The organism is Armatimonas sp. (assembly GCF_031410135.1).
In the GTDB taxonomy this organism is placed as follows: domain Bacteria; phylum Armatimonadota; class Armatimonadia; order Armatimonadales; family Armatimonadaceae; genus Armatimonas.
This window is the reverse complement of record NZ_JANNYP010000381.1, coordinates 1-13,516: the sequence shown is the minus strand read 5'-3', so window position 1 is coordinate 13,516 and position 13,516 is coordinate 1. Positions and strand designations below refer to the sequence as shown.

The following is a 13,516-nucleotide window of genomic DNA, read 5'->3' as shown; positions in this document are numbered from 1 at the left end:
CGTATTTTGAATCGTTTCCTTGAATTTGGCCGTTGTGAGAGCTATGCCATCGTGTCGCCTTCTAACCTAGTAACTTAACGAGGTAGGTTCAGAAAATGCAGTTAAGCACGTCTATCCAAAAACGTTATGCAACAAAGCCGTAATAATGATAATTTTTTCTTGTCTGATCATGCCTGCATCGGCAAACAAGACAACTACCTACAATAAAGACATTGCCCCTATCGTTTACAAACAATGTATTTCCTGCCACCGCACCGACGAAGTGGCTCCTTTTTCGCTCATGACCTATCAGGATGCTAAGAAGCGGGCTAAACAGCTCGCGCTTGTAACCCAGAAGCGAACCATGCCGCCTTGGAAGCTTGAGCAGGGCTACGGCGCGTTCAAGCACGAACGGCGACTCACAGACGTACAAATCGCCACCATTCAGCGCTGGGCCGAGAGCGGCGCTCCCGAAGGCAATCCTGCCGACCTGCCACCACGGCCTCAGTTTAAGGATGGCTGGCAGCTTGGCAAGCCCGATCTTGTTTTAACCATGCCCAAAGCTTTCACGATTCCCGCAGAAGGCAAGGATATTAATCGCAGTTTTCCTCTACAGATTCGCCTTCCCGCAGATAAGTACATTCGTGCTATCGAGTTCCGTCCCGGTAACCGACGGGTCGTTCATCACGCCACCCTGATGATGGATAAGACCGGTAAGGCAATAGAGCTGGAGCGGCAGCAGGGTGGAGCGGGCGCAGGCTATGTCAGCTTTGGGGGACCAGGGTTTCTTCCCGCCGGTGGGCTTCCGGGATACGCACCCGGTATGTCGGCGGAGGTTTTCCCTCCCGATGCAGCGGCGGTGCTTCCCAAAGAGATTGATCTTGTCTTTGGCATGCACTACCATCCCATAGGCAAACAAGAAGTAGACCAGTCTCGTGTCGGGCTGTACTTTACCGATAAGCCACCCACACGCATCAGCTCCTTGGTTATGCTGGGAGTACAGAACATAGACATCGAGGCAGGTGATAAGAATCACAGAGAGAAAGCAAGCTATACACTACCCGTAGATGTGGATATTACGTCTCTCTACCAGCATATGCATCTTATTGGTAAATCCTGTAAGCTCTGGGCAGAGCTTCTGGATGGACGTATCGTACCACTCATCAAGATCAATGACTGGGACTTTAACTGGCAGTCCACCTACCACACCAAAGATCTGATTCATCTCCCCAAAGGCACTAAGCTACAGGGAGAATGGACGCATGACAACTCCGCTGAGAATATCCACAATCCTAACCAGCCTCCGAAACGCGTCAAAAACGGAGAAAATAGTACCGATGAAATGGCGGGAGTCTTAATCTATGTCTACGTACGCAGTGACAGTGATAATGGTACCCTCTGGATTACAAACTTGGTCGAGTTGGGTAAAGCGAGTATCACACCACCACAACGCCAAGGTAAAGAGACTAAAACGCCATTGTTGGGACTGCTCTATGAAGGCATTGGCAAATCTCTCGTTGGACTAACAAAATCCCCACTACCAACACTGGGAGCCCTTTTGTTTCTTTTTATCCTAACTCCTTGGGCGATCCTGCTATTCTCGATGCAACACTTCCGAAATCTAAACAATAAAACTGTTAACACACTGACAAAGTTACCTTTCCGTAGTTTCTTTACAGGTTTATTTTTACTTTTAGGAACAGTTATTTTCACTCTTTCATTTTTGCTTTCAACTAATTCAGTAGCGCAATTCTTTACTATTCTCGTATTGACTAGCACATTCCCACCCATGCTCCTCGGCATGGGTGGTCTTACTCTGATTATGGGAAAGTGGCTCTCTCGAAAAGACAATCGTGATATTTCATTTGGGATGCAGATCAAGTCAAGCCTTCTCCTGGTATTTTCATTCCTAATACCCTATGTTGGCTGGTTCCTTATTGCCCCTCTCTTGATAACAGCAGCGCTTGGAGCAGGAACCCTTGCGCTCTGGGAGAGCGGAGCAACCCAGAGACGGATGAGGGGCGAGCGGCTCACCAAACGGCAAGTTGATCCGACGATAAGTGGAAGCACGGCGAGTCTTTGATGTCTCGTAGCATGGGTTGCCCTAAAGCATCCCTGTATCATCCCCCCGCAGCGCTCTTACGGAACTCGCGGGGACTCAGGGTGAAGGCTTTCTTGAAGCGTAGAGAGAAGTGAATCGGGCTGGCGAAGCCCACTTCTTCCGAAATGGCAGCGATAGGGCGCGTGGTAAAGCTCAGGAGCTGAGCCGCGCGGGCGAGGCGCTCGCGCTCCAGAAACTGCCCGGGCGTGATCCCCACTTCGTCCTTGAAGCGGTGTGAGAGCCGTGAGACCGAGAGCCCCGTCGCTCTTGCCACGCATCCCAGTGTGAGCGGCTGTGCCAGGTTCTCAACCAGATAGGCCATTGCAGCCTCGACCCGTGCATCGTGTCGGCGTACGGAGGGTAGGGTAGCAGCGCAGCCTAAAAGCGCCTCTTCCAGCGCGTGCATAGCGAGAGCGGAGCGGAGCGGCTGTGCACTGCGCGAGCGGGAGTCCATGAGCAAGAGCGCCTCTTCGATAGCCGTACGCGTCTCGGCTTCGAGCAGCAGATGCAAGATCCCCGGCGCAGGCTCGGGCCAGGCAAGCCACTCTAGCCAGTGGGGGCGCGGCTGGAAGTGTGCCCAGATCAGCTCCCAGTGGGATACGCCGCGCGCGGTGCCGTAGTCGTGGTGTGTCCCAGGGCGAATCAGCACCAGCTCACCGGGGGGAACCCGCAGCTCGCCGCGTGCATGGCCCACACGCCCACAGCCCGCACGGGTGTACATCAGCAAGTAGTCCGGCGTACCTCGGGCTCGCCAGGTGGTGTAGCGTGCATCGCCCTGAAGCACGCCCGTCACAATGGGCGTGGAGGTAGGGCGCTGATCTTCACGCCGTGCAGCAGAATCTTTTAATTTTTCAGCCATACTCTCCCTTGCCTTTCAAAAATTCTAGCCGTATCTTATCATTATGGAAAACTTGAAGGCTCTCGCGGAGGCCTTTCACCGCGATGGTTTTGTGATTGTCCCTGGGCTCTTCTCCCCCGATGAAGTGGAGACCATTAAGGCGACCTTTATGGCGCAGAACGCGGAAGGCCCGGTGGAAGGTCTCTCCGAGATTCGACGGGGTGGCAAGGATGGCTACTCCGACAACGATCCCCTAGCGTTCTATCCCCGGATGATGCACCCGCATAAACACGCGGACAAGCCCGTCGGGCCGCTCTCGATGCGCTACATGCTAGATCCCCGTGTCCAAGAGTTCTTGCGCCTTCTCATGAAAGAGGAGCCGGTCGCGGCGCAGAGCATGTTCTACTTTAAGCCCGCCGGAGCGCGCGGCCAAGACCTGCACCAGGACAACTACTACCTGCGGGTCGCCCCCGATACCTGCTACGCCGCCTGGACCGCTCTTGACGATGTGGATCAAGAGAACGGAGGCATGGTGGCGGTTCCTGGCTCACACACCCTCCCGGTGCTCTGTCCCACACCTGCCGATAAAACGCTCTTCTTCACCGACCAGCACGTGGATATCCCCGAGGGCATGGCCGCGATCCCGGTGGACATGAAAGCGGGCGACGTTTTCTTTTTTAACGGCTCCGTGATCCACGGCTCGTACACCAATAGTAGCAAAGATCGCTTCCGTCGCGCCTTTATCTGCCACTATGTTCCCAAAGCCTCTGCCGAGCTCTCCCACTTCTACCACTGCCTCGACTTTGAGGGTAACACCGTCGGCTTTGGCGAGTCCACGATGGGCGGCCCCTGCGGCGGAACCTGGATGGAAGTCAAAGGCCCCCATTAGCTTCCCCCCATCTTGGGGGTCAGGGAACCAACTGGCGAACGATTTGGGCGGCGGAGGGAAGATCGTGGATGCTGGAGAGTCCTTCGCCGCCATAGAGGCTGGGAGAGTCGGGGAGCGAGCGGGTTTCCAGGCGGCGGCGCGGCGAGCACGGCCATTGTCCGACGAGCCTTGTGTCAAGAATGAGCTGCTCGTTGCCTGCCCTCAGCAAACGACACTTATGCGCTTGCGGGGCCTGGGACTCTTGGGAGAGCAAGAAACGAGTTCCCAAGAGAGCAGCATCTGCCCCCAGAGCTAAGACGTGCTTCACGTCCTCACGCAGCGCCAGCCCGCCGCCTGCAATCAGAGGAAAGTCCGCTCCGACCTGCGCACGGAGACTAGGAACCAGCTCATCGAGGGTATGGGGGCTGCGCACCGGGCCTCCTGCCCGTGTCCCCTGGACAATCAGTCCATCGGCTCCATGCGAGAGCGCCTCGTCAATTTGTCCTTGCGTTCCCACCTGCCAGAGAGCCACGCCCCCTTGATCATGGATCCTGCGCACGAGCCGTGGCCCATTCCACCAGAAAACTTGAAAGTGCCGGTGGCCTGCCGCTATACAGAGATCCAGAACCCCGGTTTTTTCCCACTCCCCGGTAAAGGCCAGCAGCACAGGGCGCGTCGTCAGCGCCCGCAGGCGTGCTAGGCGCACCCGAGTAACTTCAAGTGTTGGGGCACAGAGTGTCAGAGTTCCCAGCCCCCCTGCCCGCGAAACCGCTGCCGCAAGCCGAGGGCCATCACAGCCCGCCAGCGCCGCTTGAACCACGGGGGCGGGTAAGCTCAGTCCTACAGAGTTCATGGTAAAAGAAGTTTACCGGAAATTTTCTCTTTATGGTTGAAGGAACTTCTTACAACGATGATCAATCTATGTAGAAGTAGAGAAGTGGGTTGCAGAGAAGCCTGGATTTCGGTTATACTCTCTACTGGCATTTTGGCCAGCCCGGAGAGGGCGGCCTGGAGGATGGGAATGATCTTCGGCAAGAGTCATCGCTATGCGGTCGTCCTGGCAATGAGTGCGTTGCTGGTTGTGCCCCTAGTGGGTTGTGGCGGCAGTTCTGGGGGGGGTGGTACAACTACGCCAACACCAGATGCAGCTGCACGTGCGGTTTTCAGTGGACGGGTAGTAGATTTTAACAGCGGCGACATCTCAGTTGCGGGTGCCGTGGTGACCTTCAATGGTACAAGCGTCGTCACCGCAAACGATGGGACATTCACCATCCAGACAACACCCACTACGGAGACACTCAATGCCCGTGTGGTGGGTCCTAACAATAACTACTACAACACCGGCTATGTGAATGGCACCTCCTACAACGTGGTCAATCCGGGCTTCCCGGTGCCCCCCACCGCCGGGGGAGCGTCCCGTGACCTCGGAGTCATCAAGATCGCGACCCAGGACGGTCCGCCGCCTCCCCCGCCAATCTAAGATACTTTCGCTTCGTCCTCTGCAACTCCCGACCCCGTGTCGGGAGTTGCGGTTTTGGGCTTATGAACGAACGAACGCAGCGCTTCTTTTTAATTTTCGTGGCTCTCTTGCTGACGGCCGCCATTGGTATCGCGCTTCGTCGTGCCCGCCTCGGGGGGGCCATGAGCCTCTCCCCTGCCATTGCCCCTCCCCTCTCCGCACAAGTGGCGGTACGCTTCCGTGATGTCTCGGTGACCGGCTATGAAGAGGGTCAGCCTGCCTGGATTATCACCTCCAAGGTCATAGACACTGAGCGCGACCGGCGCACGATGCGCTTCACCCAAGGGCTAAAGGCCACGCTTCTGGACAAAGGCAAACCTGGCGCGTATCTCTCGTCACCAAGTGCTGCTTTTACGGATCAGACCAAGCTCGACTTCACCGGCGGGCTCGAAGCCACGCTTCTTCAAGACGGCCAGCCACGCGCTACGCTCTCCGCCCCGATCGCCTCGTTTGATACGAAAGCCAAGAGCTTTCTGGCAGCAGGCTCGATCACGATTAAAGTCCTCCCACCCGCCAAGCCCACGTCAAGCGACCTGCCCAAGTCGCTGGGCACACTCACGGTCACCTGCACTCAGCTCCGCTACGAAGTGGGCACAAAGCTCGTCACCTGCCCTGGCAATGTCAAGATCGTCACGAGCAAAAACGATGAAGTCTTCGGGCGGGATCTGACTCTGAATGTAGAGACACACGACTTTTCGCTCTCCGAGTTCCGGGGGCGAGTCCGTGGCACGAAAGACGATATCGAGATCCTATGAAACGCCTGACCCCTACTGCCCTCACTCTAGCTGCCTTCTTCGCCGCAGCTGCGCTCTACGGCCAAACCCGCCCGCCCCTGCCTAGACCCGGCACCAAACCCGCGCCCGCCAAGCCCACACAAGCCAAGCCCACTGTCAAGCCGGTTGTGCTGCCTACACCCAAGCCCCAAACCACTCCCCCCAAAACCGCCCCTGTGGCGCAAAAAGTGGTGCAAAAAATCGAGCCACCTGCCAAGCCGCTAGAGCCTGTGAACAACGAGGACAAAGACTACTACCCCTACGGGAAAGAGATGACGTATGAGTCCACCTCGAAGGGCACTCTCATGACCCTCAAGGGTGATGCCCAGCTCCTTCACAAAGAGACCAAGTTCCTCTCGGACACCGTGCTCTACAACAAAGACACTAAGATCGCCAGTGCCCCAGGCAAGCTACGCATGGAAGATCCCCAGAATACGCTCACCAGTGAGAGCGGCGTGGCCTACTACAAACCCGAGCTGCGCTACGCCGACATGACAGGCGACGTAAAAATCATCGCCCGGCCCAAGCCCGATGATCCCAAGGCCACCCCCAAGTCGCTTCGTAAAGAGTTCAAGAACCCCGTGACCATCACCTGTGACAAGCTACGCTACTGGTGGAAGCAAAAGCGCGCCTTCACGGACACCAATGTCAAGATCACCTTTCGGCACAAAGAGAAAGACTGGACAATCACCGGAGGCAGCCTGGAGTACTTCGGCAACGATGAGCGAGCCGTCCTAAAAGGCAATGTTGTCGCCGTCAATGACAAAGGAGAGCGTATTCTCTCCGACAACGCCGATATCTTTTTCAAAGAGGGCGCAGAAAAGCTTCTCCTCACCCCCGTCAAGCTAGGCACGATTATCAAAGGCGATAAAGAAGATGAGGGCGACGGCAGGCCGTGAAAACGCTCACGGGACAAGGCTTTGGCAAAGGCCACGCGATGGGTCGGGCGGCAAAGATTTCCCTGGAAAGTGGACGCGCCACGCTCGATGAGAGCCTGCTGGGACAGATTGACAAGTGGCGCAAGCGCGAGGATGTCCCGATGGCACTAGTACTAGTCGCGGAAGACCCCGCCACGGCGCTCCTACTGCCCCTCCCCGACGGTGCCATTCTCAGCGGCGTGGTGAGCGAGCGCCTGCCTAGCCGCCCGCCCCAGCTCCCCGAGGGTATCGCACTTCTGGCAGGCGTGGACGATGCCCTTCTCTCTATCGGTGAGGGCGAGCTACTCTTGCTAGAGCCCGAGCGTGGACGGCTCAGTGTCGAGCCCAGCGCCTATGAGATCGTCCGGCTTCAGGCAAAGCACCAGCCCCGTGTGCTCTTAGACGAGCCCAACTTTCCCGCCTACACCACCGAAGGAATCGCCGTGGCTGTCTGGGGTGAGGCGACGACCCTGAAAGAAGCTGAAGAGGCCATGACAGCAGGGGCAGAAGGGCTTTTGCTTACGGGAGAGTCCTGGGACGAAGCCTCGCTCTGGGCCACACAGAGCTTGGTGGGTGGTGGTGACCTGGCCCTTGCCCTCCCCTTCGATGCGCTCGATCCCGAAGAAATCGTCCGGCTGGCGGCACGCGCCAAGCTGCGCTGGTGCCTTGATCCTGCAAGCCTCTCTGTCCCTGTGGAAACCCTACGCGAGGAGCTGACGGAGCTGGTGCAGGCACTAGAAGACGAAAACCAGCGGGCTGCTATGCCACGCCTAGCCTCATGCGGAGGTAGTGTCCCTGGCTTTGAGGATATCATCGCACTGACTGGAGACTTTGACGCGCCCGACCCCGACATCCTTCCCTGGGAGCAGCCTCCTCTCTATGTGCGTATTGAAGCCGTCTTCGACCAGCTTATTGGCTTAGAGGAGGCGCTTGAGCGCGGCGTTACGGGAGTGATTGTCGCCGCGCACGCTATCGCGGAGGTGAAGGAGAAAATTCGAGAGTGGAGCTAGGCGGCGCGGCCCTGCTCGCGCCAGAGCCGATCGAGTGCCTCTTGGATAGCGGTTGCTGCCCAGCCGCTGCTCTTGCCAACCTGGGTCTTCAGAGCTTTCTCAGCGGGCGCTCCAAAGCCCACGAGAGCCTCCACGGTCGCATGTCGAACCAGTGCCTCAGGCTCACCGAGAAGCGGAAGGAGAGCCTGAATACTCTCACTACCCCGAAGAACCTTGAGGGTCTCAATCGCCGCCAGCCGTAGCTCCGTATTTTCTTCTTGTAACGTGGAGATGACGACTTTTCGTGCCGCAGGGTCACCCAGCTTTCCCAGCGCCAGAATCGCCGAGCGCCGCACATCCAAAGTCCCTGTCTTGACGAGAGCAATCAGAGCCGGGACAACCCGCCCGTCCCCGATCTGTCCTAGTGCCCAGACAGCGGCGGCTTGCACCACGTCTTGCGCATCGTGGAGGCATAGAGTCAGCGGCTCCACAGCGGCTCGGTCTCCGAGCTGGCCCAACGTGGTTGCGGCAGCCCAGCGCACCTGGCTATTTTTATCTTCCAGAGCCACGATCAGCTCAGGGACGGCTTGCAGAGCATTGAGCTCTCCCAGAGCAGCAGCGGCACGCCAGCGTGTTTCCGCATCCGTATCCTGGAGACAGTCTTTTAAGATCGGCGCAGCGCCCAGTACACGAAGCATTCCGAGTGCCTCAATCGCCGCGCGACGACGCGCGACGTACTTGGTTTTTGCTTGTACCGCGGCGATCAGAGTAGGACAGGCTGCCTGTTCCGCCACCCGCAACCCCGCCAGTGCTGACTGACGTACCAAGTCGCTTTTATGAGTCAGTGCAATCAGAAGATCTTCGGCGGCAAAGGCTCCCATGTGCCCCAGTGCCTCAGCGGCGGCGCGGCGGACACGAAAATCAGGCGCGCCAAGCAGCTGTACCAAGCGCTTGACCACATCAGGCTCAAGTCGCTCTCCCAGAAGCTCGGAGGCCCCCACACGGATATGCCAATCGGGTGAGCTCAACTGAACGAGAAGCGCCTCAATATCATCCGACAAAAGTGCCGTATCCGTGACGCTCTTCCGAGGTAGTATCGGAAGCTCCCGTAGCAGATCATCATTCATTACCCCCTATTATTGGTAAAGCCCAAGCCTCGCTGGAGAGCTAAATAACGCTACCGAAGTGCCGCCAGCGCCTCTGCCCAGCGCCGGTGCGTGGAGTAGCGATTGACCCCCAAGCAGTGCGGGGAGCGCTCCGCAAGCCCAAAGTCCTCCGTAAGGCCCAGCGTGTAGCCTGCCGCCTGCGCCGCTTGCGCCACGCGAGCGTCCCACTTGCCCGAAGGATAGGTAACATAGCGTGGCGTGATCCCAAGATGCTTTGCCATCGAGGCTTTCGAGAGCATGAACTCTTTAGCAAGCTTCGCATCCGAAAAACTTCGCAGATCTGGCGGGTGCGAGTGGGTCTGAGAAACAATCATCGCACCGCCCTGCGCCATCGCCTTTAGCTCCGCCCAGTCGCCGTGGTCTTTGCCGGTCTTCACCCCCACAAACGCCGTGTGCGCCGAGACCACAAAGGGCCAGCCGCGCTTCTTCATTTCGGGAAAGACAAAGTCAAAGATCCCCTGCGTGTTGTCATCAAAGCACAGCACCACGCTCTTTTCGGGCGGTGGATTCTGTCCCGTAGAGAGCCAGCGCTCGATAGTCGGCAGAGCAGCAGGCCGCACTCGTGCTTTCTCTAGCGCCGCAAGCTGGGACTGAAACTCCGCAATCGTCGTGTCGAACCAGACGAGCTTCTCGCTCGGGACAATATCGTGCCAGACAAGAAACCGCGTGCGGGGCGATCTGCGGGCGTTGGGGTGGATCGGCGGGAGGCTCATAGTTACATTTATATCAGTACATCTTTATCCATAAATGGCGTAAATCGAGATGAAACTCAATATTTACCCGTTGATGACAAGAATTAAGTACATACAAATCATGATTTGATCCATTTTCTAATACCTGAAGCAAGTCAAGTTCATTCCATTGCGAATTGCACACTCGTGATAAATCTCTAATCCATTCATTAATTTTATTCACCCAATATAAAAATCCTTCTACCTGAACATAGGCAATCATCGCAGCAAAATTATGTGATGCTGCATGATATCCAAACTTGAACCGTTGAAGACCGCCAGTTGTTTTCGCATTAATGACGTATTCTCTTTCATCACGATTTGTTCCATTTGGAGTTGGAAGCCGCTTACACTCAATCGGGAAAATAATATCGTACTTGCTATGACGGCGTTGTTCAATCCAAAGTGTTTCACTTGGCTGCGCAGCAAGATCAATTTTTCTGCCAGTTTTTGTTTCGTCACCCACCTCAGCCTGAAATTGGATATGGCTCCAAACATTCGAACGACGAGTCGAAGCATTAAGATAGCTACATAACTGCGAGGTCAGGATCGTTTCCGAAGACTCAGAACGCCGCTCAGGATCATCGCGCCATCGTGGAAGTTCCTGAGCTATAAAGTCCACAATAGCTATCTTTGACATAGATGGTGGATGAACATCCTGACCGATACCACCTGTTTGAACGACGTTTTGGTTGTCAGCAAGCATTCTTAAAGTTCTCAGAAGCCCTGATCAGATAAGTCAGCTAAAGTCTCATCCGCATCACGAAGAGCAACAGATTTCAACCAATACCGCAGTCGGTCAGGTTTTATCAGGTAAATAAATGCTCCGTCGTAGAGCCGAGCAATACGGGTTACATTAATACCACCTCCTCGTTTTTCACGAAGAAGATTATCAATTTTCTCTTTCAATTCATCTGCACCACTCCAATCTACACTTCCCATTCCGAAAACATATGGCTGACATATTACCCCCTGCCAAACTTGAGGGTCTAGAGGGCGTAACTGATTCTTTTGGTAGACACCACTAATCCGATCTGCGAAAATTTCATTAAAGGAATGCAATGCTGGAGTACCAGGATTTTTCATAGCATCCGAATCTTCACCAAGTCGGATCAAATCACAGTAATATGCCATGATATCATGAACAAGAATTTCCTCATGCGGAGAGATATTCAGTTCTTCAGATGTTGGACATGGCAATGACATGATATCTGCTGATAAAATCGCAGTTGCTTTCCCTGCGAACAACTGCTTACTAATAAGCGCTATATATGCCTTAAAAATGAGTCTCTGTTTCGATATCCACTCATCTAATTCCTCAAGTTCATTTAATTGCGATTCAGGCGCACAAAAACCAACAACCTTATCCTTATATGTTAAATAATTTTCAGTCCATAAGCCAGATGGAATATCCTTATGTTCACGGATTAGAAGCATTGGCGGTGTAAATCTTTTGAAATTGTAAGAAGTCTTGAACAAAGTTGCTATAACGGGTTGAATTTTCGTTTTATTTATGCCATCAACCGTAATACCCTCTGAAGGAATATAATTTTTCCCAGTGATATGATCAGCAGATACTCGCTTTCCGGTCTCACCTTCAATCCATCCCTCTCCAAAATCCCATCCTTGATCTAATGCATATTGTTTGAGAGTCTTGAACTTTTTTAGCCGATCCACAAATCCAAGAACCCTACCCCCACCAAAGAGATTACTACGCCATATGCTATCATTCTGAAGGACTAAATCTCGTGATAGCCAGTGCATATCATAGAAATCAATATCAAAGCCCTGCTCTGCATCAGTACGGCCACTACGGCGGAAGACGGCGTGAAGAATTTGACGATTTAGAGGTGGTAACTGCTTTTCAGCAACAATGACTACTGCCTTTGTATCGCCTCTCTGGAAAAGTCCACGAATAGAAATGAAGTCCAAAATTTCGCGAAGATCCCAGCACTCAATAAATTTCTGCCGAAATCCTTGTGATTTCTGGTTATAGAGAAAGCCATGCGGCTGAAGCATCGAGAGTATTCCACCTGGGACTAGTATCTCCATTGCTTTATGCAGAAACAGATATGCAAGTTGTTTATCTGGTGATACACCGTGGTCTTTTCGATAGCACTCATAGGCACGTTTTGCACTCTCTGTACGAAGTTCAGATACGAAGGGAGGGTTCCCAACGATAACGCCTACTCGTTCTGTGATTTTTCTGGTTTCGATTGCTGCGAAAAAACAATCGGTGTGAATGGTTACTTCTTTTAATTCAGGAAAGAGTCTTACACTATTTCGAATTGCCATTGGCTCTAGTGCATCGCACAGAGCAAGACAGAGGCTAAAGGCTGCTAATTCGACAGCAGCTTCTTCAACATCTACACCACGCACACGTGCCGTCAGTAGTTTCTGAAGAACAGCCTGAGTTGGATGTTCCCATCCGTGTCGATAACGCCAATGAAGTACCAATCGCTTATAAGCTTCAACTAAGAAAATACCAGAGCCACAGGCACCATCCAGAATAACTTCATCGTCAGCCTCCAAGCGATCCAAACGATCCCAGCTTAGCACTTCACCAAGCATCATTCGGACCGCAAAGTGTGGCGTATAAACGGCCACGGAATCATCCTCGACAAAGAGCTGATAAATATGGCTAATAACCTCAACGGGTAGATCAGCAAATGAATATCTCTCCCAAAGTGTACGTTGACCATTTTGCTCTTGACGACTCTCAATAAAGCTTGCGAAATGAGCAAGGTCGGAGCTAGTAGAAAGGATTTTTCGTTCATCATCTGACAGTGTAAAAACATGACCATTGAAGCGTTGTTCAAGACTCCCCAAAAGATTTACTAAAGCAGAACCATCAGCCAGAACTTGAAAAAATTTCCCTGCGTCATTTCTGAAACGGGCGAAAAATCCATCTTCAAAAACGCTTCGAGCTTCAAGATAGGCAATCAGAACAGATAAAATTAATAAGCGACGCTGAATTTTCCGAGGTAACTGACTCTCAGTTTCAAGATCCTCATATAGTTTCTCTATCGATTTGATGAGTGCTTTTTGAGCAGAATTTTCTTTAGATAAGAGATTTTCACACACATTGGGATCATCCCAGAGGGTTCCATTGCGAAGCCGCTCACTATCCCACCAAGGGCTTGAGGCGATTTCAGTAGCGAGGTTAATGAGGTTAATCTTGTCGAAAGGTTTACAAATTGTCTCTTCACCCTTTTCAAATTCGGGTTTATGCGCACACCGAAACAGTTGCACTAAGCCACTTGTAACACGGTAGACAATAGGCACACCACCCCAACTCCATAATTTCCGATGTAGATTACCGAACTCAGGATCATCTGTGGGACCATCTGAGTGATAAATAAATGCTTGTGCTATTGAAGTAACATTACTATTCGGAGAAGCCTGAAAAAACACTGCGCTCGCGCCGTAATGCCTGGCTTTTTCCATAATCACAACTTCTTCAGGTTGTAAATTATTTATGATACTTTCATAATTATGAACACTGACAAGCCCATCAACAGTAGCATTTCTATCAGTCAGCCATTGGGGATCACTTGTTGAGTTGATCATTACCATCATCCTTATGTTCACTTAGATTACGGAGAACTTGTCGTGCCTCAGCCTCTATTACTTCT

At 53.4% G+C, this 13,516-nt stretch carries 12 protein-coding genes; 6 read left to right on the top strand and 6 right to left on the bottom strand.

Features of this window, described 5'->3' with window-relative positions; translation table 11 throughout:
* Positions 1 to 145 precede the first annotated feature (145 nt).
* Positions 146 to 2,062, top strand: coding sequence for a hypothetical protein (locus tag RMO15_RS13915; protein WP_309713674.1), 1,917 nt, complete (start codon positions 146 to 148; stop codon positions 2,060 to 2,062).
* A gap of 37 nt (positions 2,063 to 2,099) precedes the next feature.
* Here RMO15_RS13915 and RMO15_RS13910 read toward each other — a convergent pair whose 3' ends face one another.
* Positions 2,100 to 2,939 (bottom strand): helix-turn-helix domain-containing protein, encoded by an 840-nt coding sequence (locus RMO15_RS13910; RefSeq protein ID WP_309713671.1) that lies wholly within the window; start codon positions 2,937 to 2,939, stop codon positions 2,100 to 2,102.
* A 43-nt stretch (positions 2,940 to 2,982) separates the two neighbouring features.
* Here RMO15_RS13910 and RMO15_RS13905 point away from each other — a divergent pair, with 43 nt between their 5' ends.
* Positions 2,983 to 3,807 (top strand): phytanoyl-CoA dioxygenase family protein, encoded by an 825-nt coding sequence (locus tag RMO15_RS13905; protein WP_309713668.1) that lies wholly within the window; start codon positions 2,983 to 2,985, stop codon positions 3,805 to 3,807.
* A 19-nt stretch (positions 3,808 to 3,826) separates the two neighbouring features.
* Here RMO15_RS13905 and RMO15_RS13900 read toward each other — a convergent pair whose 3' ends face one another.
* Entirely contained in the window at positions 3,827 to 4,639 is an 813-nt protein-coding gene (locus RMO15_RS13900; RefSeq protein ID WP_309713665.1) for a nitronate monooxygenase, read from the bottom strand.
* 162 nt (positions 4,640 to 4,801) lie between these two features.
* On the opposite strand from RMO15_RS13900, the gene RMO15_RS13895 reads away from it, so the two are divergent.
* From RMO15_RS13895 to RMO15_RS13880, 4 genes are all read left to right on the top strand, one after another.
* Entirely contained in the window at positions 4,802 to 5,266 is a 465-nt protein-coding gene (locus RMO15_RS13895; protein WP_309713662.1) for a hypothetical protein, read from the top strand.
* Positions 5,267 to 5,328: 62 nt separating this feature from the next.
* Positions 5,329 to 6,060, top strand: a complete 732-nt coding sequence (locus RMO15_RS13890) for a hypothetical protein (RefSeq protein WP_309713659.1) — start codon at positions 5,329 to 5,331, stop codon at positions 6,058 to 6,060.
* On the top strand, positions 6,057 to 6,977 hold the full coding sequence (locus RMO15_RS13885; RefSeq protein WP_309713656.1) for a hypothetical protein: 921 nt from the start codon (positions 6,057 to 6,059) through the stop codon (positions 6,975 to 6,977). Before RMO15_RS13890 ends, RMO15_RS13885 begins: the two co-directional genes overlap by 4 nt.
* Positions 6,974 to 8,005 carry a hypothetical protein gene (locus RMO15_RS13880; protein ID WP_309713652.1) on the top strand — a complete coding sequence of 344 codons (1,032 nt, stop codon included), beginning with the start codon at positions 6,974 to 6,976 and terminating at the stop codon, positions 8,003 to 8,005. Before RMO15_RS13885 ends, RMO15_RS13880 begins: the two co-directional genes overlap by 4 nt.
* Here the strand turns inward: RMO15_RS13880 and RMO15_RS13875 are convergent.
* The 4 genes from RMO15_RS13875 to RMO15_RS13860 are packed head-to-tail and all read right to left on the bottom strand — an operon-like array spanning position 8,002 to position 13,460.
* On the bottom strand, positions 8,002 to 9,111 hold the full coding sequence (locus tag RMO15_RS13875) for a HEAT repeat domain-containing protein (protein ID WP_309713649.1): 1,110 nt from the start codon (positions 9,109 to 9,111) through the stop codon (positions 8,002 to 8,004). The genes RMO15_RS13880 and RMO15_RS13875 overlap by 4 nt on opposite strands.
* 50 nt (positions 9,112 to 9,161) lie before the next feature.
* Positions 9,162 to 9,863, bottom strand: coding sequence for a polysaccharide deacetylase family protein (locus tag RMO15_RS13870; RefSeq protein ID WP_309713646.1), 702 nt, complete (start codon positions 9,861 to 9,863; stop codon positions 9,162 to 9,164).
* 13 nt (positions 9,864 to 9,876) lie between these two features.
* Positions 9,877 to 10,587: a hypothetical protein gene (locus RMO15_RS13865; RefSeq protein ID WP_309713644.1), complete on the bottom strand. Its 711-nt coding sequence runs from the start codon at positions 10,585 to 10,587 to the stop codon at positions 9,877 to 9,879.
* An 11-nt stretch (positions 10,588 to 10,598) separates the two neighbouring features.
* Positions 10,599 to 13,460 (bottom strand): N-6 DNA methylase, encoded by a 2,862-nt coding sequence (locus RMO15_RS13860; RefSeq protein WP_309713641.1) that lies wholly within the window; start codon positions 13,458 to 13,460, stop codon positions 10,599 to 10,601.
* Between the last annotated feature and the right edge of the window lie 56 nt (positions 13,461 to 13,516).

Excerpts from the sequence above, each read along its gene's own strand:
- RMO15_RS13915 (WP_309713674.1), top strand. The coding sequence starts at position 146 with ATGATAATTTTTTCTTGTCTGATCATGCCTGCATCGGCAAACAAGACA.
- RMO15_RS13910 (WP_309713671.1), bottom strand. The coding sequence starts at position 2,939 with ATGGCTGAAAAATTAAAAGATTCTGCTGCACGGCGTGAAGATCAGCGC.
- RMO15_RS13905 (WP_309713668.1), top strand. The coding sequence starts at position 2,983 with ATGGAAAACTTGAAGGCTCTCGCGGAGGCCTTTCACCGCGATGGTTTT.
- RMO15_RS13900 (WP_309713665.1), bottom strand. The coding sequence starts at position 4,639 with ATGAACTCTGTAGGACTGAGCTTACCCGCCCCCGTGGTTCAAGCGGCG.
- RMO15_RS13895 (WP_309713662.1), top strand. The coding sequence starts at position 4,802 with ATGGGAATGATCTTCGGCAAGAGTCATCGCTATGCGGTCGTCCTGGCA.
- RMO15_RS13890 (WP_309713659.1), top strand. The coding sequence starts at position 5,329 with ATGAACGAACGAACGCAGCGCTTCTTTTTAATTTTCGTGGCTCTCTTG.
- RMO15_RS13885 (WP_309713656.1), top strand. The coding sequence starts at position 6,057 with ATGAAACGCCTGACCCCTACTGCCCTCACTCTAGCTGCCTTCTTCGCC.
- RMO15_RS13875 (WP_309713649.1), bottom strand. The coding sequence starts at position 9,111 with ATGAATGATGATCTGCTACGGGAGCTTCCGATACTACCTCGGAAGAGC.
- RMO15_RS13870 (WP_309713646.1), bottom strand. The coding sequence starts at position 9,863 with ATGAGCCTCCCGCCGATCCACCCCAACGCCCGCAGATCGCCCCGCACG.
- RMO15_RS13865 (WP_309713644.1), bottom strand. The coding sequence starts at position 10,587 with ATGCTTGCTGACAACCAAAACGTCGTTCAAACAGGTGGTATCGGTCAG.
- RMO15_RS13860 (WP_309713641.1), bottom strand. The coding sequence starts at position 13,460 with ATGATGGTAATGATCAACTCAACAAGTGATCCCCAATGGCTGACTGAT.